Here is a 19,388-nt window from a genome sequence, read left to right on the forward strand (position 1 = left end):
AGACATGAGTGCTACGGGTTGTGCAGATCCGTCGATATGGTCCACGCTGGGGGAGACTCATCGACCGGTGGGTCGTGGCGCTTCTGGGAAGATGAAGGAGCTATCGAGCCCAGGGCGCAGCAGGACACTTGTTCACAGATGGAGAGGATCGACACATGGACAGGAGCGACAAGATGTTGAAGGCACGCGTATTTGCCGGATCGTGCTTGCTGGGGGCAGGCCTGGTGGTGGCAGGCACCGCCCACGCCGCCACGGAGGTGGAGATGCACAGCGTCAGCACCGACGGTATTGGCGACTCCCTCGGCACCATCAGTTTCGAGGATAGTGAGCATGGTCTCAGGATCACCCCCGACCTCGAGGGTCTGGACACCGGCATCCACGGCCTTCACGTTCACGTGAACCCGAGCTGCGAGCCGGCCGAGAAGGATGGCGAGACGGTAGCGGCGGCTGGCGCCGGAGGCCACTTCGACCCGGAAGACACCGGCACCCACCAGGGCCCCTACGGTGACGGCCACCTGGGTGACCTGCCGGCGCTGGCGGTGGGGCAGCAGGGCGAGGCGACACTGCCGACCCTGGCGCCGCGCATCAGCGAGGAGGACCTGGCAGGTCACGCCATAATGATTCACTCCGGTGGTGACAACTACTCCGACGAGCCCAAGCTCGGCGGTGGCGGTGCCCGCGTCGCCTGTGGCGTCATCGAAGGCTGATCGACGCCACCCCCGACATGGCCATCCAGGCCCCGCTCAGGCGGGGCCTTTTGCTGTAGTGACGTCAGTCCTGGCGATCGTCGCTGGAAGGGGGCAGGTGTGCCTCGAGGGATGACAGCAGGCCGCGCAGCAGCGAGAGTTCCTTGCGCGTGGGCGTGGCCCGGGCGAACAGCGCCTGGAGCTGTTCCTCGGTGCGCGCGTGGGGCTGGGTAATAAAACCACTGTCGCGCATCACCCGGCCCAGATGTGCCTGAAAGTGGGCGACCTGCTCACGGGTGGGCTGGCGCAGTCGGGACGGGGTCCCCGAGGTGGCGACGTTGTCGGTGTCGGTATCCGTGTCAGTATTGCTATCGACGGCGACATCGATATCAGGGCAGGGGAGTCGGCGCCAGGCCCGGCGCAACTCGTAGGCCAGCACTTGCACCGCCTGGGACAGGTTCAGGATGCCGTAGTCGGGATTGGCCGGAATGCTGACCTGATGCGAGCACAGGCGGATTTCGTCGTTGGTCAGGCCGAAGCGCTCGCGGCCGAAGACCAGAGCCACCGGGTCGTGCACCGCGTCCTTCACCAGCGCCTGGGCCATCTCGTCCGGCTCGTCGTAGTGGGGCAGTGGCAGGCTTCTCAGCCTGGCGCTGGCCCCGACCACCCTGACACAGTCATCGATGGCGTCCTCGAGACGTTCGACCACACGGGCGTTTTCGACCACATCTGCCGCACCTGCGGCCAGGCGGGTGGCCTCTTCATCGGGAAAGACGCGTGGATTGACCAGCACCAGATCGGTCAGGCCCATGGTCTTCATGGCGCGAGCAGTGGAGCCAATATTGCCGGGATGGTAGGTCTGGACGAGAACGATGCGCAGATTGGCGAAGGGCAAGGCTTGAGTCATGGAGCACGGCAACCGTCGATGGGAAAACGAGCGACACCATACCGCCACTTTCGCCCAAAGCGAAGGATGGTGTCAGAGCACTTGGAGCACCAAAGAGAGGGGGGGAGTGCTGGAGACTTTGCAGCTTCAGTGACTAGCGATGTGTTCGGCACCACTCATCAAGCCGCTCGATATGGGCGGGATGGATGCCACAGCATCCGCCGATCAGGCTTGCGCCCAGGGAGTGCCAGCGTTTGGCGTAGTCCAGGTAGCCTGCCGGGGTCAGCTCCCGGTCCGCCGTCAAGGTGGTGTTGGCCCGGTGGGCATCGCCGATCGGCGAGAAGCTGTTGGCGTAGGCGCCCAGCGGGCGCGATAGCTTGAGTCGTTGCATGGCGTCGCCGGCGTCGACCAGTGCCTGCGCCATGACCTCCGGAATCGAGCAGTTGAACAGGATGGCGTCGGCGCCGCCCTGACATAGCTGTTGGGTCGCCTCGGCGACGGACTCTCCGGAGCGCAGGCGTGCGATATCGGACACCTCGTCCTGCAGGGTGAGAGCGTACCAGCGGGGCTTCTTGGATGCCGCCAGGACCTCCTGCATGACCGCGATCTCGGCAAGACTCGATAGCGTCTCGGCAAGCCACAGATCCACGTGTGGGTCCTGCGCATGATACAGGGCGGTAGTAATCTCCCTGGCGCGGCAGGGATCGAACAGATCGGGACGATAGCTGCCCAGGGCGGGTGGCAGGCAGCCGGCTACGCTAAGCGAGGCTTCAGGGGCATTGGCTTGCGGTGGTGGCTGGACGGATTCATCCTGCCAGCGGCTTGCCGCTTGCGCTGCCAATCGTGCTGCAAGAGAAGCGAGTGCCGGCCCCTTTTCCCGATAGCGCCGCTCGCCAAGATGGAACGGCACGCAGGCGTAGCTGTTGGCAGTAATCACTCGGGCGCCGGCCCGAATAAAGTTGAGGTGGGCCTCGATGACCCGGTCGGGAGCTTCGATCAGCGCCTGGGCGCTCCACAAGGGCTGTGAGAAGGGGGCGCCGATACGCTTGAGCTCACGCCCCATGCCGCCGTCCAGTAGCGTCAAATCCATGATGTTGCCTGCAAGTTGATCCAGCCGATAGTGAATCATGTCCCGGGGGCGGGAATAAATTGAAAAGTCCTCAACCTCTGGATGAGGCGGCTCGATGAATGGTGGAACACAAAAAAGCCCTGCCATCAGGCAGGGCTTTGTGCGCTTGGGGGTGCGCGGGTCGGGCAGCCGGAGCTGCCCGGGGCAGGCGTTACATCATGCCGCCCATGCCGCCCATTCCACCCATGCCGCCCATGTCCGGAGCAGCGTCCTTCTCGTCCGGATCGTCGGCGATCATGGCTTCGGTGGTGATCAGCAGGCCAGCAACGGAGCCAGCGGACTGCAGCGCGCTGCGAGTCACCTTGGCCGGGTCCAGCACACCCATTTCGAACAGGTCGCCGTACTCGCCGGTCTGGGCGTTGTAGCCGAAGTTGCCTTCGCCGTCCTTGATGCGGTTGACGATGACGGAGGCTTCCTGGCCAGCGTTGGTGACGATCTGACGCAGCGGTGCTTCCATGGCGCGCAGAGCGATGGCGATACCGTGGGTCTGGTCTTCGTTGTCACCCTTGAGACCAGCGATCTTGGTCAGGATGCGGATCAGGGCAGTACCACCGCCAGGCACGACACCTTCCTCGACCGCGGCGCGGGTAGAGTGCAGGGCGTCCTCGACGCGGGCCTTCTTCTCCTTCATCTCGACTTCGGTAGCGGCACCGACGCGGATGACGGCAACACCGCCGGCCAGCTTGGCGACACGCTCCTGGAGCTTCTCGCGATCGTAGTCGGAGGAAGTCTCTTCGATCTGGGCGCGGATCTGGTTGACGCGTGCTTCGATGTCACCATCGTTGCCGGCACCATCGATGATGGTGGTGTTTTCCTTGGACATGGTCACGCGCTTGGCGGTGCCCAGGTGGTCCAGGGTGGCCTGCTCGAGGTTCAGACCCACTTCCTCGGAGATCACGGTGCCGTTGGTCAGGATCGCGATGTCCTGCAGCATGGCCTTGCGGCGATCACCGAAGCCAGGCGCCTTGGCGGCGGCAACCTTGACGATGCCACGCATGGTGTTGACCACCAGGGTAGCCAGCGCTTCGCCTTCGATGTCTTCGGCGATGATCACCAGCGGCTTGCCGGCCTTGGCGACGGCTTCCAGGGTCGGCAGCAGTTCGCGGATGTTGGAGATCTTCTTGTCCACCAGCAGGATGAACGGATCTTCCAGTTCCACCGCCATGGTGTCCTGGTTGGTGACGAAGTACGGGCTCAGGTAGCCGCGGTCGAACTGCATGCCCTCGACCACGTCCAGCTCGTCTTCGAAGCCACGGCCTTCATCGACAGTGATGACGCCTTCCTTGCCGACCTTCTCCATCGCCTCGGCGATGATCTCGCCGATGCGCGAGTCGCCGTTGGCGGAGATGGTGCCAACTTGGGCGATGGCCTTGGAGTCGGTGCAGGGCACAGACAGAGCCTGGATTTCCTTGACCGCAGCGACGACGGCCTGGTCGATGCCGCGCTTGAGGTCCATCGGGTTCATGCCGGCGGTCACGCCCTTCAGGCCTTCGGCGACGATGGCCTGGGCCAGCACGGTAGCGGTGGTGGTACCGTCACCGGCCACGTCGGAGGTCTTGGAAGCCACTTCCTTGACCATCTGCGCGCCCATGTTTTCGAACCGGTCCTTCAGTTCGATTTCCTTGGCGACGCTGACGCCGTCCTTGGTCACGGTCGGCGCGCCGAAGGACTTCTCCAGCACCACGTTGCGACCTTTCGGGCCCAGGGTAGCCTTGACGGCATTGGCCAGGACATCGACACCACGCGCCATGCGCTTGCGGGCATCATCAGAGAACTTGACTTGTTTCGCTGCCATTTTCTGTACTTCCTTAGAATCTAAGCGTCAAAAGTGAACGTTGAAACGAGTGAGTCTGCGGGGCAGGGCTTAGCCCTCGACGACCGCCAGGATGTCGGACTCGCTCATGATCAGGACTTCCTCGCCGTCGATCTTCTGCTTTTCGACGCCGAAGCCATCCTTGAAGATCACGGTGTCGCCGACCTTGACGTCCAGAGGACGCACGTCGCCGCTCTCGAGAATCCGGCCGTTACCGACGGCGAGAACTTCGCCACGAGTCGGTTTTTCCTGGGCGTTGCCCGGAAGCACGATGCCGCCTGCGGTCTTCTGCTCTTCCTCAACGCGACGGATGACGACGCGATCGTGCAAGGGACGGATGTTCATTGCTCACGTTCTCCTGATGGTTTTGCAAGGCCGGGGCATCCACCCCGGCGGTTCATTGTTCACTCTCGTCGTGACGCCCTGCGACTCGGCGAGAGCTGGAGGTCATTGCCGGGCTGCCGATGAAGTGGCAGGCCCTTGTCGGCCCTCCTGTCAATGGCGGGGGAGCGTGCTCCCTCACCGAAGCTTGGTGCTGCTCTGGTAAGTGGGGCTGGAGTGGGGGCTTTCAAGGGCTTGGATGAAAATTTTTTTGTCTTCTTGCATCCAAGGCTGACGGGGCCCATGAAACGGCATCGGCACCCCGAAGGGTGCCGATGCGAGAGACCAGGTGATGATGCGACAAGCCCTAGCGGCGTCGCTCATCCTTGCTGATAAATTCGCCCTCCAGCGGTTCTTCATCGCCGGCCGAACTTTCGCGCCAGCTGGTGTCATCCCGGCGACGGCCGGAAGCCTCGTCCCATCCATCGCCATTGGCCTTCGGGCCCGCAAAGCCCCCTTCCTGGGTACCACCGAAATGGGTGCCTCCCATCTGGAAGCCCTTCATGCGCACCCCGACCTTGGCCAGCGCCTTGCCCAGCAGGCGGCGAGCGTTGGGAATCAGGCACATGAAGCCGAGTGCGTCAGACAGAAAACCCGGCGCCATCAGCAGGGCGCCACCGAAGATCAGCGCGGCACCGGTCATCAGTTCCGAGGAGGGGATCTCGCCGCGGGACATCCGCTCCTGGGCGCGTGCGAAGGTGGCCACGCCTTCGCGACGGATCAGGTGCAGACCGATGAAGCCAGTGGCCAGCACCAGCGCCAGGGTGGAAAGCAGACCGATTTCGCTACCCACCGAAAAGAGTACAGCGAAGTCGAGCAGGGCGAAGATGGTGAAGATAAGAAGAAAGGGCATGTCAGCTCCGCGTTGTGATCTCCGTTCAAGATGGGGGTGGCCACCTCGGAGTTCAAGCGTTGCTATGGCTTTTGCTGACTGCGCCTTGCCGACACTGGTGCGGCCACTCGCGTAGTCGGGCTTACGGTTTCCGCTGCACCACCTGGCAAGTATCTTCTCTTATTGCCTGATTCGAGTGCGGGGCTTTCCGCAGGCTTGCGCTAGACCAAGGAAGAGTGGCGGGGGTTGTGAAAGGTTGTCATGATGCAGTGCACCAATGGTTAGTGGGCTCATATGTGGTGCTTTGATGTATCACGCGGCCGCTTTGCCTGGCGGCAGGTACGGGCTGCCACGCCTTTGGCGCTATGCCTTGGGTGCCATGACAGAAAAACCATCTGAAACGCGCGTGTACGACGCGTCTTGCAAGGGGAAACCGCATGCAACTCGACGATGCACTTATCGCCATCACCGGCGGAGCCCGTGGGCTTGGCCTGGCCATGGCGCACCATCTGGGGCGCCGTGGAGCGCGGGTCGCACTGATCGACACCGACAACGACCAGCTGGACCAGGCCGTCAATGGTCTGTTCGATGCCGGCATCACCGCCAGAGCCTTTGTCGCCAATGTGGCGGACGAGGCCTCTGTCACTGAAGCCTTTGCGGACATCCGCGAGCATATGGGGCCGCTCGACGGTCTGATCAACAACGCCGGTATCCTGCGCGACGGCCTGCTGGTCAAGGCGCGCGACGGCAAGGTCGAAAAGACGCTGGGGCTGGACGAGTGGCAGGCGGTCATCGATGTCAATCTGACCGGTGTTTTCCTGTGCGGGCGTGCCGCCGCCAAGGCCATGATCGAGGATGACCGCCGGGGCGTCATCGTCAATATCTCGAGCATTTCGCGTGCCGGTAACATGGGCCAGAGCAATTATGCGGCGGCCAAGGCCGGCGTTGCCGCCCTGACCGTCACCTGGGGCAAGGAACTGGCTCGTCACGGCATTCGCGTGGGCGCGGTGGCACCTGGCTTTATCGAGACCGAGATGACCGCGTCCATGCGTGACGACATGCTCGAAAAGCTGACCGCAGGCGTGCCCCTGCGCCGCCTTGGCGCCCCTGCCGATATCGCCGAGAGCGTTGCCTTCATCTTTGATAACGACTACTTCACCGCCCGCGTGATGGAAGTGGACGGGGGGCTGCGGCTCTAGATCCAGGCAATGGGAGAGGCTGGCCGGCTGGCCGGGTCAGGGCGCCATGAAAAAGCAGCATGATCAAAGCTACAAGTTGTTGTTCAGCGAGCCGAGGGTGATCCGAGACCTGCTGACCGGCTTTATCGGCGAAGACTGGATCGAGAAGCTGGACCTCGACTCGCTGGAGCGGGTCAGCGGCAGCTTCGTCACTGATGACCTTCGTGATCGCGAAAACGACGTCATCTGGCGCGCGCGCTTCGGTGATGAGTGGTGCTACGTCTACCTGCTGCTGGAATTTCAGAGCACGGTGGATCGTTTCATGGCGCTTCGCACCATGACCTACGTCGGGCTGCTCTACCAGGATCTGGTCAAGCAGAAACAGCTGACTCGGTCGGGCAAGCTACCGCCGGTGTTGCCTATCGTGCTCTATAATGGAGAGCGTCGCTGGAGCGCGCCGGTCACCGTTCGAGATCTCATTCAGGCAGGGCCCGGCAGCCTGGCGCAATACCGACCGGATCTGTCCTTTCTGCTATTGGATGAAGGCGCCCTCGTTGCCGACCAGCAGTTCTCCAGCGAAGCGCGTAATGTGGTGTCGGCCATCTTCCAGCTGGAGCATCACCGGAGTCCCGAAGATGCGGTCGAGCTGATCGGATTGCTGGTGAAATGGTTGCAGACGCCAGAGCAGACAGATTTGCGTCGACACTTCGTCATCTGGATCAAGCGAGTACTATTGCCAAACTGGGTGTCAAATGATGAACAGGGCGGATGGCAGGCCCTGAATGAATTGAGCGAGGTGCACAATATGCTGGCAGAAAGAGCCAAGCGGTGGCCTGAGCAGTGGAAGCAGCAGGGGTTGGCGGAGGGCCGTCGGGAAGGTCGCGAGGAAGGGCGCGAGGAAGGGCGCGAGGAAGGACGTCAGGAAGGACGTCAGGAAGGACGTCAGGAAGGCAGGCAAGACGTAGCCCGCAATATGATTCAGCAGACCTCGCTGGATGACCAGACGATCGCGCAAGTGGCCGAGATTTCGGTAGAGCTGGTCACCAAGCTGCGAGAGGAAATCGAGCGTTCCAGGTGATGGCCCGTCATGGCCTTTTGGTTGTCTGGAGAGCCCGTTGTCTGAGGTGTTCAGTTGTCCTCACGCCCACAAGCCCTCCGCCGCACAGCGCGGCGGAGGGCTAGGTTGCAGCCGGTGTCTAGCGCAGGCTGATTTCATCCTTGAGGCGAGCGACGGTGGCGTCACCGATGCCCTTGACTCGAGTCAGGTCCTCGATGGTGGTGAAGGGGCCGTTGGCCTGGCGGTCTTCGACGATGGCCTTGGCCTTGCCGGGGCCGATACCGGGGAGTTCCGCCAGCAGTTCGACGCTGGCCTCGTTGACGTTGATCGGCTCGATACTCAGCCGCTCTTCGGCCATGACCGGCTGGGCCAGCAACATCCAGGTCAGAGCCAGTAGTGCGATGGCCCAGAGTCTGGACCGCTTGCTCCCGGGGAGGGTGTTTGACTTGTCGTTCAGCGATGGATGGCGAACAGCCTGTTGTGCGTTGTGGGTCTGCATCGGACATCTCCTTGGTGTTGAAAGTCGTCTTCATGACGTAGGGGCTTGCCCCTTCGAGTCCGTTCGACGTGATGCCGTTGGGTCTCGACTTTCACCTTAGGCGCCGACCAACGGATCCTGTTATAAGAAATTACTTATAAAAGTATCAGTGAAATTAGATATTCCAGTGAGGCGAGAGGGCCGCGCGGAAGTCGCTTGGGCTGATATACTGCGGCGTTTTGGCGCTCCGGATCCGGTGTGTAGCGACCGGGCCGGCTTGGCTCACGTCATGCAGGCCGCAGGTGCGCCTTTCGATCCCACTGTGCCGGAGGCCTCCGTGACTACCTCATCGCCCTTGATCATCGCACTCGACTACCCCTCCCTGGACGCTGCCTTGTGCATGGCGGATCGACTGGACCCCGAGCGCTGTCGTCTCAAGGTCGGCAAGGAGCTGTTCACCCGCAGCGGCCCCAATGTGCTCGAAGCGCTGCATGGCCGGGGTTTCGAGGTCTTCCTCGATCTCAAGTTTCACGATATTCCCAATACCGTGGCGGCTGCCGTTCAGGCGGCGGCAGAGCAAGGCGTGTGGATGGTCAATGTTCATGCCAGCGGCGGCGCCCGCATGATGGAAGCGGCGCGAGAACGGCTCGACAAGCAGGGCCTTGCGACCCACCTGATCGCGGTGACGGTGCTGACCAGCATGACCGCCGAGGAACTTGCAGCCACCAACGTTTCGGTTGCCCTGGAGGAGCAGGTGGAGCACCTGGCACGTCTGGCCAGGGCCAGCGGGATGGACGGCGTGGTGTGCTCGGCGCAGGAGTCGGCGCGTCTCAAGGCCGCCTGTGGCGAAGACTTCCTCAAGGTCACCCCGGGCATTCGCCCAAGCTTTGCCCAGGCCGGCGATCAGCGGCGGATCATGACCCCACGCGAGGCCATGGACGCCGGTAGCACGCACCTGGTGGTGGGAAGGCCAGTGACTCAAGCTGAAGACCCGATGGCCGCGCTCGAGGCGATCGAGAAGGAGTTGAAGGAGGGCTGACCGCTACTCTCCCTCTATACCGGTGATGGGTTTGGTGGTGCCCCAATTCCTGCATCTGGGGCACTGCCAGTGCAGGTGTTCACCGGAGAAGCCGCAGCGCCGGCAGCGGTGGCGGGGTAGCGCCTTGATCAGCGGCTGGGTGTGCTGGCGCAGCAGGTCGAAACGGGGATCGCCTTCGCTTGCCTCGCTGCGCTGGTAAAGCCCCATCAGGTAGTCAACCCCACCGAGACTCGGCTCCTTCCTGAGCTGATCGGTGATCAGTGCGATCGCTTCCTCATCATCACCGCGCACCCGACGCAGCGTCTGCGCCAGCAGCAGCATCACGCTGGTACAGGGGTTCAGCTCGAGCAGGCGGTGCAGGTGCTCGATCAGTCCCTCGGCATCATCAAGCAGTTGATAGGTGCGTTCCAGCGGCTCCAGCAACGTCGGGATAAAGTCGGCGTCCTGCTGGGGAATGCGATCCAGATGCTTGAGCGCTTGACGGTACTGGCCGGTGTCGTGGCACAGCTCTGCCTGAATCAGGTTGGCACGGATGCAGCGCTCGTCGATGGAAAGCGCCTGTTTCAGGTGCTTTCTGGCGATGCCGTGGCTGTTGGATGATCGCGCCTCTTCGGCCAGTTCGCAGTGCCAGTGGGCAGCGGCCCGACGCAGGTCATCATGGCGTCGGGTCAACTGGGGGACGGCCTCGTCAATCGCCTGCTGCCATTCGCCCTCGCGCTCGAACAGGTCCACCAGCAGCCGCTTGGCGTGGTGGCGTACTTCGGCGTGGGTTTCTTCCTTGACCAGCCCCTTCAGCAGCCGTTCGGCGCGATCGTGCAGACCCAGTTGCAGAAAGTCCCGGGACAGCTCGAGCTGAACCCAGGCTCCCTGGTGGCCGTCCAGGAAAGGACGTGCGAGCAGGTTCTGGTGAATCTTGACGGCGCGATCGGCCTCACCGCGAGAGCGAAACAGGTTGCCCAGGGTGACGTGGGTCTCGATGGTATCGCTGTTGACCTCCAACGCAGAGATGAAGGTCTCGATGGCCCGGTCCTGCTGATCGTTGAGCAGGTAGTTCAGACCGACAAAGTAGTCGCGGTGAAGACTTGGGGCGGGGCGTTCTTGCTGTCGACTCTCCCGCCGGCCGAGCGCCCAGCCAATGGCGAGGGCGACGACCAGCAGGCCCAGCAGCAGAAGATCGGGCATTCAGGGAAGTTCCTTCATCTCCTGCACGCGAAGACGATCGAGTTCCTTGCGCTGCTGCTGATTGTGGCGTTGGGCGCGAGTCAGCAGGGCGCGCAGCCGAATGTAGACGCCGCTCATCGCCAGCATGCCAAGCAGCACACCGACAGCCAGGGAGGCCAGCAGCCACACCGACAGGGAGGCCTCGGGCAATTCGAACCAGATGAGGTTCAGCGGCAGGGCCTGTTGGTTGTTGGTCGCGAACAGGATACCGATGACCAGTACCGCCAGCAGAATGATGGCCATGATCAGGCTTTTTAGCCAACGCATGTGTGACTTCCCATAGTGAGACAAAGAGAACGGAGAGAGCGGTTGTCAGCGAACTCAGTAGCCCAGCGCACGGCTGGCGTCGACTTGTTCGCGCAACTCCTTTCCGGGCTTGAAGTGTGGCACGAACTTGCCTTCCAGCTCCACCGCTTCACCGGTCTTCGGGTTGCGGCCGACCCGGGGCTCCCGATAGTGCAGAGAGAAACTGCCAAAACCCCGTATCTCGACCCGCCCACCATCGGCGAGGGTATCGGTGATGTCATCCAGAATGAGGCGCACCGCAGCCTCGACGTCCTTGATCGACAGCTCCGGCTGCCGCATGGAGATCTGCTCTATCAGTTCGGACTTTGTCATCGGTTGTCTCCGTGAGTCCCACCTGGGTGTTGAGCGCTGGCCAAGCCAGTGGCGAAGGCCGTATCCGTCACAGCCTCTTGTTTTTAGATAGCATACTTTTCAAGTCTTGAGAAAACAACGCACTACATTCGTGGCAATGATCTTGCGCCGGGTCACCTTCAGGATACGCCGGCGGCTGCCTGGCGGATCGTGCTGCGGTATACTGAGGCCACACATTCCATCCCTGACGAGGTTCCCCTTGGATCAACCGTCTTCCGTGGCCTCCCGCCTCGAGGCCGAGCGCAAGCGCCTGCACTGGCACTCCCGCCGTGGCATGTGGGAGCTGGACCTCTTGCTGCTGCCGTTTCTCGAGCATTGCTACGATGAACTCGACGAGGCCGACCAGGCCGCCTATCGCCTGCTGATCACCGAGGAGGACCAGGACCTGTTCATGTGGTTGATGCGTCGCGAGTGGCCGGAAGAGCCCAGCCGTCGCCGTATCGTGCAGATGATCGTGGACTATGCCGAGACCAGCGGTCACGGTCACAATCGGGGCCTCTGAGCAGCAGCATCTCTTCCAGGGGGCGCTGGTGGCGACTTTCGCTCTGGTCGTCGCCGGCGCCACTCCCTCGCCGGTGGGGGCTGTACTCACCGCAGCTCTCTGCAGCAGACTGATTCACGCCCACCGCCATCCGTTTCAGGGTCAGCTAAGGTGCCTGGTCGAGAGTGAGCCAGCAGTGACATCTGTGGCACCGCTGGTCGCCGTGGATGACGAGCAAGCGGAAGAGGCGGGTCTTTCCGTATGGCAGCGTCGGCAGCGACGCCTTTTGCGCGCCCTGAGTCAGGCGCTTGCGCGCTGGTGGGGCAAGCCCAGGGCCCCGGTGCCTGGGCGTTGGCAGTGGTGTCCGTTGGCGTCAGCTGCGGACAGGTCCGGGAGGCTTTATTCGGACGACGCTGACTGGCGCGAGATCGAGCTGTCCTGCGAAAGCGTCGGCGCCAGGCTGATCTCCCTGCGCTGGCAGGGGCATACCCACTGGCTGTGGCCCGACTCGATCACACCCGAAGAGCACCGCGTGCTGAGACGCTACCTGCTTGGCATGCCAGTGGCGTTGGGTTCTCAGACGTCAAAACGGCAATGACAGCTGCTGCCTGGCTTCCTGTGGCACCAGGCGCACGCCGACGCCCAGCAGGCGCACCGGGCGGTGGGCGCGTTGCCAGGCCTGGTCGAGCAGTTGGCGGTAGCTGGCCAGATCCGGCTCCAGGCCCTTCGACTCCAGGGTGGTGGTGGTGAAGTCGTCAAAGCGCACCTTGACGAACACACCGGCCAGGGGCGGGCGGCCATTGCGGTCGATGCGTGCCTTCAACTTCTCGCAGAGGGTGACCAGCGCCTCCTGGGCTGCGGCCAGGTCCGGCAGGTCCCGGCCGTAGGTGCTCTCGACGCTGATCGACTTGCGTTCGCGCTCCACCTTGACCGGACGCTCGTCGATGCCGCGGGCGAGTTCGTAGAGGCGTCGCCCGAATTTGCCGAACTCGTCCAGTAGTCTGTCAATGGGCTGTGCCCGCAGCTCCTCGCAGGTGGTGATGCCCAGTGCGTCCAGGCGGGCGCCGGTGGCGGGCCCCACGCCGTGCAGCTTGCGCACCGGCAGGGCCAGCACGAAGCTTTCTACCTGGTCGGGTGGTATCACCGTCAGCCCATCCGGCTTGTCCCAGTCGCTGGCGATCTTGGCCAGGAACTTGGACGGTGCCGCCCCCACCGACACCGTGATGCCGGTGCGCGCCAGACACTCCTCCTTCAGCCAGCGGGCCATCCAGGTGGCGCTGCCCTTGAATCCCTCGACATCGCTGACGTCCAGATAGGCCTCGTCCAGCGACAGCGGTTCGACCAGTGGTGTTAGCTCATGGAAGATCGCCTGAATCTGCCTCGACACCTCGCGGTACTTGTCGAAGTCCGGCGGAACCAGCGTCAGTTCCGGGCACAGGCGCAGAGCTCGCGCGGTCGGCATCGCCGAATGGATGCCGAACTTGCGCGCCGGATAGTTGCAGGTGGTGATGACGCCGCGGCCCTTGCGCGCGCCGCCCACCGCCAGCGGAATGTCCCGCAGGGCAGGGTTGTCGCGCATCTCGACCGCGGCGTAGAAGCAGTCGCAGTCGGCATGCAGAATCTTGCGTACGGGTGCTGGCATGGGCGGGCAGGTGCTGGCACGACGTCGGTGAAAACGGCGACTAGCCCAGGGCCTGGCCGTTGCCACCGCGAATGACCCCAACCCCGACGCCCTCGATATCCAGACTGTCGCGGCGCAGGTCCAGGGTGATGGGCGCGAAGTCGGCGTTCTCGGCCTCCAGCGTGACCTGATGGCCGTCACGCTGGAAGCGCTTGACCGTCACCTCATCCTCCAGGCGTGCTACCACGATCTGGCCGTTGCGGATGCGCTCGGTGCGATGCACCGCCAGCAGGTCACCTTCCAGGATGCCGACGTCCTTCATCGACAGCCCGCGTACGCGCAGCAGGTAGTCTGCGCGGGGGGTGAAGTAGTCCGGCGGCAGCGGGCAGTAGCGGTCGATGTGCTCGGCGGCGAGGATCGGGCTGCCGGCGGCGACCTCGCCGATGATCGGCAGGCCCTGCGAGGGACTGGCTTCCTGGGGCGACTCGTTGGCGGCGCCGGAGTCTGCCTCCTGAGCCGGCAGGCGGATGCCGCGAGAGGTGCCGCGAATTACGCGAATCGCGCCCTTGCGCTCGAGCGCCCGAAGGTGCTCTTCGGCAGCATTGGGGGAGCGAAAGCCAAGGGCGCGTGAAATCTCCGCGCGGGTGGGCGGGTACCCCAGCTCGTTCATGGTCTTGACGATAAAGTCATAGACGTTTTGCTGGCGAGGGGTCAGGGGACGTGTCATGCGGCCTCCCACGGGCGGCGATGGAACAGGGTGGCTTGGCGGCGGCTTGCTGCCGGCGCGTGCCAGTGCTGGGGGCGTCAATGCTCGCCCTTGGTGAAGTGTACAGTATGGATGTACATCCAGTAAAATCGCGAGAGATCGAGGAAAGTATGTCAGGGCACTACGTAGCGGGGGGTAGCGGGAGAGTCGCCTGATGCATTCGTTTGAAACAGGGTGTAGCCAGGGTTGATTGTGCGAGAAGGGCGGCTCCCTTACACTCAAGCCAGTATTCAAACAATTGTTTCCAACTGCCCTTGACAAGACTGGACGGAGCCCGCGAATGGCCCAGACCGATACCGTGACGCGCATCCTGGACACCGCCGAGGTGCTTTTCGCCGAACGCGGCTTCGCGGAAACGTCGCTGCGTAACATTACCGGCAAGGCCAAGGTCAACCTGGCCGCCGTCAACTACCACTTTGGCTCCAAGAAGGCGCTGATCCAGGCGGTGTTCTCCCGCTACCTGGATCCCTTCTCCGATCGCTTCCATGCCGCTATCGATGAGCTCGAGCGCGGCTACGGCGATCGCGTGATTCCGCTGGAGGTGCTGCTCGAGACCATGGCCCGCACCGTGCTCGAGGTACCGGCCGAGCGGCACAGCCTCAAGGTGTTCATGCGCCTGCTGGGGCTGGCCTACAGTCAGGCCCAGGGGCATCTGCGTCGCTATATTCAGGACCAGTACGGCACCGTGTTCACCCGTTTCGTGGCGTTGGTGCGCAAGGCAACGCCGGAGTTGCCGGACTCCGAGCGATTCTGGCGTCTGCACTTTGCGCTGGGCACCGTGATCTTTACTCTGTCAGGGCTCGATGCCCTGCGCGACATCGCCGAGAAGGACTACGACGAGCACGTCTCGGTGCGCGACCTGGTGCGTCGCATGATGCCGGTGGTGGTATCGGCGCTGAAGGCGCCACTGCCGGAGCCGGCGCCGACGATGCCAGCGGCGACGCGCGAGCCAACTGCATAAGCCGAGAAGGGAGTCAGGGTCATGCGAACCCCACAACTGGCAGCGCTTCCCCCCAGCGAGGGCGTGTGGGTGGAGGTCGACACCGCCCGCCAGCAGCTGACGCTATGGCGGGGTGAAGACCTCGCCTGGCAATGCCTGGTGTCCACCGGTGCTGCCGGTACCGGCCAGCAAGAGGGTAGCGGCCAGACCCCGCTGGGCTGGCACCAGATCCGTGCGGCCATCGGTGACGGGCAGCCTGTGGGCTGCGTCTTTCGTGGCCGTCGTCCCACCGGTGAGGTCTACAGCGAGGCGCTAGGCCAGGCCCAGCCAGAGCGCGACTGGATCCTGACCAGAATCCTCTGGCTCAGCGGTCTGGAGCCGGGCTCCAATCGAGGCGGCGACGTCGATTCCCAGCGCCGCTATATCTACTTTCACGGCACCCCGCCGGACAAGCCCATGGGGGTGGCCGACTCCCATGGCTGTATTCGCCTGCGTGACGACGACCTGTTGCGGCTGTTCGACGAAGCGACGCCCGGCACGCCGGTGTGGCTGCACGACTAAGCGCGCCGACGGATCGCGCCGGCCTAGCGAGCCTATCCTGACCTCGATGCAGGTATCACTGAGAGACGCGCTCGTCAGCTCAGGGCTTGGTCAGATGACGTTACCCAATTGGAAGATGGGCAGATACATCGCCAGCACCAGGCCACCCACCACCACGCCCAGCACCACGATGATCAGCGGCTCCAGCAGGCTGGTCAGGGTGTCGACGCGATCGTCCACCTCGCGCTCAAAGTGGTCTGCTACTCGCGTCAACATGCTGTCCAGGGCACCGGCTTCCTCGCCGATGGCTACCATCTGCAGCGCCAGCGTCGGGAAGCGTCTCGTCCCCCGCATCGCCAGGTGGAGTCGCTGGCCACTGGCGACCTCGCTCTGTACTGCCGCCACCGCCTGGCGGTAGACATCATTGCCGCAGGCGCCGGCGGCGGTCTTCAGCGCCTCCACCAGCGGCACGCCCGCGGCGAAGGCGGTGGCCAGGGTGCGACAGAAGCGTGCCACCGAGGCGTTTTCCAGGATCGTCCCAACCACGGGTAGCCTTAGCGCCAGGCCGTGAGCGCCGAAGCGCGCCCTGGCCGAGCGCTTGATCCACCACTTCGCTGCACCAGCCATTGCGCCTGCGCTTCCCAGCAGCACCAGCCACCATTGCTGGGCGAACTCCGAAAGCTCGATGGTCAGGCGTGTCAGCGGGGGCAGGCTCGCCCCGACGCCCTCAAACATCTGCTCGAACTGGGGCACCACCTTGATCAGCAGGATCGCGCTGACCGCGATACCCACCGCCACCACTGTCGAGGGATACCACAGCGCCTTGCGCACCCGCGCCTTTAATCGCTCGCGCTTTTCCAGATGACCGGCAAGGCGCTCGAGCATGCGTTCCAGCGTACCCGACTGCTCACCGGCGGCGACCAGGTTGACGTAAAGCGCATCGAAGGTAAGCGGGTGGCGGGCCAGTGACTGGGCCAGGCTAGCCCCGGCGCTGACGTCCATGCCCAGCGCCTGAACGACTAGCCGCATGGCTGGCTTTGAAAGGCTTTCGCCCAGCACGTTAAAGGCCTGCAGCAAAGGCACGCCGGCGGTCAGCAGAGTCGCCAGCTGGCGCGAGAACAGGGTGAGATCCCGGGGCGATATCTGGCGTTCGAAGCGCGCAAGCGTGCCGCCCTGGCGCAGCTTGCGCGGAACAACACCAAGCTGATGCAACTGGCGCTGGGCCTCGGGACGGCCAGTTGCCAGCAGTACCCCGCTGCGCCGCTGGCCCTGGCGATCCTCGCCTTTCCAGTGCCAGCACCTCTGGCGCGGATGCGGGGGGGCGGAACGGCGTGCGCTGCGCAGGTGGTCGCGTGACCCGCTTGACCCGTTTGATCCGGCAGAAAGGTGGCTGTGGCCAGCGTAGGGCCCTGATCCGCTGGAGGCAGAAGAGGTTGTTTCCCCCTGCGTCGCGTCGGGCGTGTAGCCACCCACCTGCCCGGGGGGCCTAGGAGGAGAGGCCGGCGAGGACGACGACAGGGACGAAGAGGCAGGCGGAGCCTTCGAAGGCGAACGATGACGAAAGGGCACGTGTCGGTGGACTCAAATGGTGGAGGGAAGGGCGGCGGCCTCAAGCGGCGGTGATGCGGCAGACCTCGGCCAGGCTGGTCACGCCTTCGAGCACCCGATCAAGGCCGCTGCGACGAAGGTTAGGGTAGCCCTGGGCTCGGGCCAGGGCGTCGAAGTCATCGGCGCTGCCCCCTTCCAGAATCAACCGGCGCATGCGTTGGTCCACAGACACCACCTCGAAAAGCCCGACCCGCCCCTTGTAGCCCTGGGTGCAGTGACGACAGCCCACGGCCTCGTAAAGCTGGGCGGTGTCGGCCTCGGCCTGAGTTAGACCCTGTTGCATGAGCACCTCGGTGGGAAGGGTGACGGGAGATCGACACAGACTGCACAGGCGCCTGGCCAGGCGTTGGGCAACGATCAAGCTGACGGCGCTGGCGATGTTGAAGGCTTCGATGCCCATGTTCGCCAGCCGCGACAGGGTGTCGGCGGCGGAATTGGTGTGCAGCGTGGACAGCACCAGGTGGCCGGTCTGGGCAGCCTTGATCGCGATCTCGGCGGTTTCTCGGTCGCGCACCTCGCCAACCATCACCACGTCTGGGTCCTGGCGCAGAAAGGCGCGCAGCGCATTGGCGAAATCCAGGCCGATGCGCGGCGCCACGTTGACCTGGTTGATGCCCGGCAGCTTGATCTCCACCGGATCCTCGGCGGTACAGATATTGCGCTCGACGGCGTTGAGCTGGTGGATGCCGGTGTACAGCGTCACTGTCTTGCCGCTGCCGGTGGGACCGGTGACCAGAATCATTCCCTGGGGATTTGCCAGGGCGGTCTCGAACAGCCGGCGCTGTTCCGGTGAAAAGCCGAGCTGCTCGATACCCAGGCGTGCCGACCTGGAGCCCAGCAGTCTGAGCACGATCTTCTCGCCATAGACGGTAGGCAGCGAGTTGACCCTGAAGTCGATGTCCTCGCCATCGTCGAGCTGGACCTTGATGGTGCCGTCCTGGGGCAGGCGGCGTTCCGAGATGTCCATCCGCGCCATCACCTTGAGGCGCGAGGCGATGCGCCCGCGCAGATTAAGCGGTGGCTGGGCCACCTCGTGGAGCAGGCCATCGATGCGAAAGCGCACTCGAAAAGACTCCTCGAAGGGCTCGAAGTGGATGTCCGAGGCACGCTTTCTGACCGCGTCACGCAGGATGGTGTTGACGAACTTCACCACCGGCGCGTCATCGGCCTGGTCGTTCAGGCTGGAGCTGAGCCCGGAACCCAGCCCGGCATGGAGCTCCTCGTCTAGATCTGCATCCTGTTCAGTGTCGAAAGCCACGCCCTGGCCAGAAGCCAGATCCGACTGCCGTGACGGATGCATCTTCCCCGTCCGCTCGTCGGCGCCCGCAGTGTTCGCGCCTGAGGCACCAAGCGCGCCCAGAGCGACGGCGATGGCGCCATCATCGGGGCGATCGGCACCTAGGTAGGTGTCGAGCAGCATTCGGATCTGATCCAGTGGCGCCAGAGCCGGCTTCAAGCTCTTGCCGGTGACGAACTGCAGTTCACCCAGGCGAGCAAGAGTAGAAGGGTAGGGTACCGCCACATGCAATTGATGATCATCGAGGCTGAGCGGCAGCACCGAATGCTCGCGTAGCAGGGCTTCGGGGAAGTAAGAGAGCGCCGGCAGTTCGCTCGGTTCCAGCTCCCGTAAATCGACAAATGGCAGGTCGTATTCTTCTGCCGCTGCTTGAGTCGCTGGCCCGACGCTGACCAGCTCATGCTCCACCAGGTAGCGCAATAGCGTGCTGTTGCTGTCCTGGGCCTCCTGTTCAGCCCGCAGCGCCGCCGGAGGGCTCAATAATCCTTGTGACACCAGTCGTTGGGCCAATCCACTGTTTGGACGCTGCGGCGAGCCGTTTCCGAACCCCTGATCAAACTGCACTGCACCCTCCCTGGAAGCGAGCCTCACGGTCGGCTCGATAGCTCCCGTCGGTGACACTTTGGATCTAGCCGCCAGTCTACCCCGCGACAGAACGCCCATAGAGGCCGCGGAGACGGTTTTGTCCCGTAAACCCGTCACCGGTCAAGGTTTGGTCGTATAGCCCTCAGAGGCGCCCGCAGCGCCGCGTAAGATGCCTTAGATGTCGAAAGGGCGG

The 19,388-nt window shown here is 63.7% G+C and carries 21 protein-coding genes; 8 read left to right on the forward strand and 13 right to left on the reverse strand.

All coding sequences use genetic code 11. The features are described 5' to 3' along the window. Window positions 1–173: 173 nt before the first annotated feature. A complete protein-coding gene (gene sodC / locus NKF27_RS08635) occupies window positions 174–707 on the forward strand; it encodes a superoxide dismutase [Cu-Zn] SodC (protein ID WP_253556085.1) in 534 nt (177 codons plus the stop codon). Window positions 708–771: 64 nt separating this feature from the next. On the opposite strand, the gene NKF27_RS08640 is transcribed toward sodC, so the two are convergent. The 5 genes from NKF27_RS08640 to NKF27_RS08660 form a co-directional block, all read right to left on the reverse strand. Next, a complete protein-coding gene (locus NKF27_RS08640; RefSeq protein ID WP_253556086.1) occupies window positions 772–1,593 on the reverse strand; it encodes an RNA methyltransferase in 822 nt (273 codons plus the stop codon). Window positions 1,594–1,726: 133 nt separating this feature from the next. Then, a complete protein-coding gene (locus NKF27_RS08645) occupies window positions 1,727–2,662 on the reverse strand; it encodes a homocysteine S-methyltransferase family protein (RefSeq protein WP_253556087.1) in 936 nt (311 codons plus the stop codon). 190 nt (window positions 2,663–2,852) lie between these two features. Beyond that, complete coding sequence (gene groL, locus NKF27_RS08650) at window positions 2,853–4,496, reverse strand: chaperonin GroEL (RefSeq protein WP_253556088.1); 1,644 nt, start codon at window positions 4,494–4,496, stop codon at window positions 2,853–2,855. A gap of 69 nt (window positions 4,497–4,565) precedes the next feature. Continuing rightward, window positions 4,566–4,859: a co-chaperone GroES gene (locus tag NKF27_RS08655; RefSeq protein ID WP_045994577.1), complete on the reverse strand. Its 294-nt coding sequence runs from the start codon at window positions 4,857–4,859 to the stop codon at window positions 4,566–4,568. Between the two features lie 343 nt (window positions 4,860–5,202). Further along, on the reverse strand, window positions 5,203–5,748 hold the full coding sequence (locus NKF27_RS08660) for an FxsA family protein (RefSeq protein WP_253556089.1): 546 nt from the start codon (window positions 5,746–5,748) through the stop codon (window positions 5,203–5,205). Window positions 5,749–6,164: 416 nt separating this feature from the next. Between NKF27_RS08660 and NKF27_RS08665 the strand changes: the two genes are divergently transcribed. Together NKF27_RS08665 and NKF27_RS08670 are read left to right on the forward strand one after the other, a co-directional pair. Further along, complete coding sequence (locus NKF27_RS08665) at window positions 6,165–6,926, forward strand: SDR family NAD(P)-dependent oxidoreductase (protein WP_253556090.1); 762 nt, start codon at window positions 6,165–6,167, stop codon at window positions 6,924–6,926. 46 nt (window positions 6,927–6,972) lie between these two features. Next, window positions 6,973–7,983 (forward strand): Rpn family recombination-promoting nuclease/putative transposase, encoded by a 1,011-nt coding sequence (locus NKF27_RS08670; protein ID WP_253556091.1) that lies wholly within the window; start codon window positions 6,973–6,975, stop codon window positions 7,981–7,983. A gap of 118 nt (window positions 7,984–8,101) precedes the next feature. Here the strand turns inward: NKF27_RS08670 and NKF27_RS08675 are convergent, their stop codons facing one another. Beyond that, on the reverse strand, window positions 8,102–8,461 hold the full coding sequence (locus NKF27_RS08675) for a ComEA family DNA-binding protein (protein WP_367399259.1): 360 nt from the start codon (window positions 8,459–8,461) through the stop codon (window positions 8,102–8,104). Window positions 8,462–8,777: 316 nt separating this feature from the next. On the opposite strand from NKF27_RS08675, the gene pyrF reads away from it, so the two are divergent. Then, window positions 8,778–9,479, forward strand: coding sequence for an orotidine-5'-phosphate decarboxylase (gene pyrF / locus NKF27_RS08680; protein ID WP_253556093.1), 702 nt, complete (start codon window positions 8,778–8,780; stop codon window positions 9,477–9,479). 3 nt (window positions 9,480–9,482) lie between these two features. On the opposite strand, the gene lapB is transcribed toward pyrF, so the two are convergent. The 3 genes from lapB to NKF27_RS08695 are packed head-to-tail and all read right to left on the reverse strand — an operon-like array spanning window position 9,483 to window position 11,318. After that, a complete protein-coding gene (lapB, locus tag NKF27_RS08685; protein WP_253556094.1) occupies window positions 9,483–10,661 on the reverse strand; it encodes a lipopolysaccharide assembly protein LapB in 1,179 nt (392 codons plus the stop codon). Then, a complete protein-coding gene (locus NKF27_RS08690; RefSeq protein ID WP_253556095.1) occupies window positions 10,662–10,967 on the reverse strand; it encodes a lipopolysaccharide assembly LapA domain-containing protein in 306 nt (101 codons plus the stop codon). A gap of 54 nt (window positions 10,968–11,021) precedes the next feature. Then, complete coding sequence (locus NKF27_RS08695; protein WP_045994571.1) at window positions 11,022–11,318, reverse strand: integration host factor subunit beta; 297 nt, start codon at window positions 11,316–11,318, stop codon at window positions 11,022–11,024. A 238-nt stretch (window positions 11,319–11,556) separates the two neighbouring features. On the opposite strand from NKF27_RS08695, the gene NKF27_RS08700 reads away from it, so the two are divergent. Together NKF27_RS08700 and NKF27_RS08705 are read left to right on the forward strand one after the other, a co-directional pair. Beyond that, window positions 11,557–11,859 carry a succinate dehydrogenase assembly factor 2 gene (locus tag NKF27_RS08700; protein WP_253556096.1) on the forward strand — a complete coding sequence of 101 codons (303 nt, stop codon included), beginning with the start codon at window positions 11,557–11,559 and terminating at the stop codon, window positions 11,857–11,859. Between the two features lie 175 nt (window positions 11,860–12,034). After that, the gene (locus NKF27_RS08705) at window positions 12,035–12,436 is read left to right on the forward strand and encodes a hypothetical protein (RefSeq protein WP_253556097.1); all 402 of its coding nucleotides are present in this window, start codon (window positions 12,035–12,037) and stop codon (window positions 12,434–12,436) included. Here NKF27_RS08705 and dinB read toward each other — a convergent pair. Both dinB and lexA read right to left on the reverse strand, forming a co-directional pair. Continuing rightward, window positions 12,422–13,480 (reverse strand): DNA polymerase IV, encoded by a 1,059-nt coding sequence (dinB, locus tag NKF27_RS08710; RefSeq protein WP_253556098.1) that lies wholly within the window; start codon window positions 13,478–13,480, stop codon window positions 12,422–12,424. The genes NKF27_RS08705 and dinB overlap by 15 nt on opposite strands. A gap of 40 nt (window positions 13,481–13,520) precedes the next feature. After that, window positions 13,521–14,186 (reverse strand): transcriptional repressor LexA, encoded by a 666-nt coding sequence (lexA, locus tag NKF27_RS08715; RefSeq protein ID WP_253556099.1) that lies wholly within the window; start codon window positions 14,184–14,186, stop codon window positions 13,521–13,523. 319 nt (window positions 14,187–14,505) lie between these two features. On the opposite strand from lexA, the gene NKF27_RS08720 reads away from it, so the two are divergent. Both NKF27_RS08720 and NKF27_RS08725 read left to right on the forward strand, forming a co-directional pair. Further along, entirely contained in the window at window positions 14,506–15,186 is a 681-nt protein-coding gene (locus tag NKF27_RS08720; protein ID WP_108447770.1) for a TetR/AcrR family transcriptional regulator, read from the forward strand. A gap of 21 nt (window positions 15,187–15,207) precedes the next feature. Further along, a complete protein-coding gene (locus NKF27_RS08725) occupies window positions 15,208–15,726 on the forward strand; it encodes a L,D-transpeptidase (protein WP_253556100.1) in 519 nt (172 codons plus the stop codon). A 90-nt stretch (window positions 15,727–15,816) separates the two neighbouring features. Here the strand turns inward: NKF27_RS08725 and NKF27_RS08730 are convergent, their stop codons facing one another. Further along, a complete protein-coding gene (locus NKF27_RS08730) occupies window positions 15,817–16,917 on the reverse strand; it encodes a type II secretion system F family protein (RefSeq protein ID WP_253556101.1) in 1,101 nt (366 codons plus the stop codon). A 397-nt stretch (window positions 16,918–17,314) separates the two neighbouring features. Then, window positions 17,315–19,174, reverse strand: a complete 1,860-nt coding sequence (gene pilB / locus NKF27_RS08735) for a type IV-A pilus assembly ATPase PilB (RefSeq protein WP_253556102.1) — start codon at window positions 19,172–19,174, stop codon at window positions 17,315–17,317. Window positions 19,175–19,388: the final 214 nt, after the last annotated feature.

Source organism: Halomonas sp. DN3, assembly GCF_024137905.1.
GTDB classification, from domain to species: domain Bacteria; phylum Pseudomonadota; class Gammaproteobacteria; order Pseudomonadales; family Halomonadaceae; genus Halomonas; species Halomonas litopenaei.

Excerpts from the sequence above, each read along its gene's own strand:
- sodC (WP_253556085.1), top strand. The coding sequence starts at position 174 with ATGTTGAAGGCACGCGTATTTGCCGGATCGTGCTTGCTGGGGGCAGGC.
- NKF27_RS08640 (WP_253556086.1), bottom strand. The coding sequence starts at position 1,593 with ATGACTCAAGCCTTGCCCTTCGCCAATCTGCGCATCGTTCTCGTCCAG.
- NKF27_RS08645 (WP_253556087.1), bottom strand. The coding sequence starts at position 2,662 with ATGGATTTGACGCTACTGGACGGCGGCATGGGGCGTGAGCTCAAGCGT.
- groL (WP_253556088.1), bottom strand. The coding sequence starts at position 4,496 with ATGGCAGCGAAACAAGTCAAGTTCTCTGATGATGCCCGCAAGCGCATG.
- NKF27_RS08655 (WP_045994577.1), bottom strand. The coding sequence starts at position 4,859 with ATGAACATCCGTCCCTTGCACGATCGCGTCGTCATCCGTCGCGTTGAG.
- NKF27_RS08660 (WP_253556089.1), bottom strand. The coding sequence starts at position 5,748 with ATGCCCTTTCTTCTTATCTTCACCATCTTCGCCCTGCTCGACTTCGCT.
- NKF27_RS08665 (WP_253556090.1), top strand. The coding sequence starts at position 6,165 with ATGCAACTCGACGATGCACTTATCGCCATCACCGGCGGAGCCCGTGGG.
- NKF27_RS08670 (WP_253556091.1), top strand. The coding sequence starts at position 6,973 with ATGAAAAAGCAGCATGATCAAAGCTACAAGTTGTTGTTCAGCGAGCCG.
- NKF27_RS08675 (WP_367399259.1), bottom strand. The coding sequence starts at position 8,461 with ATGCAGACCCACAACGCACAACAGGCTGTTCGCCATCCATCGCTGAAC.
- lapB (WP_253556094.1), bottom strand. The coding sequence starts at position 10,661 with ATGCCCGATCTTCTGCTGCTGGGCCTGCTGGTCGTCGCCCTCGCCATT.
- NKF27_RS08690 (WP_253556095.1), bottom strand. The coding sequence starts at position 10,967 with ATGCGTTGGCTAAAAAGCCTGATCATGGCCATCATTCTGCTGGCGGTA.
- NKF27_RS08695 (WP_045994571.1), bottom strand. The coding sequence starts at position 11,318 with ATGACAAAGTCCGAACTGATAGAGCAGATCTCCATGCGGCAGCCGGAG.
- dinB (WP_253556098.1), bottom strand. The coding sequence starts at position 13,480 with ATGCCAGCACCCGTACGCAAGATTCTGCATGCCGACTGCGACTGCTTC.
- lexA (WP_253556099.1), bottom strand. The coding sequence starts at position 14,186 with ATGACACGTCCCCTGACCCCTCGCCAGCAAAACGTCTATGACTTTATC.
- NKF27_RS08720 (WP_108447770.1), top strand. The coding sequence starts at position 14,506 with ATGGCCCAGACCGATACCGTGACGCGCATCCTGGACACCGCCGAGGTG.
- NKF27_RS08725 (WP_253556100.1), top strand. The coding sequence starts at position 15,208 with ATGCGAACCCCACAACTGGCAGCGCTTCCCCCCAGCGAGGGCGTGTGG.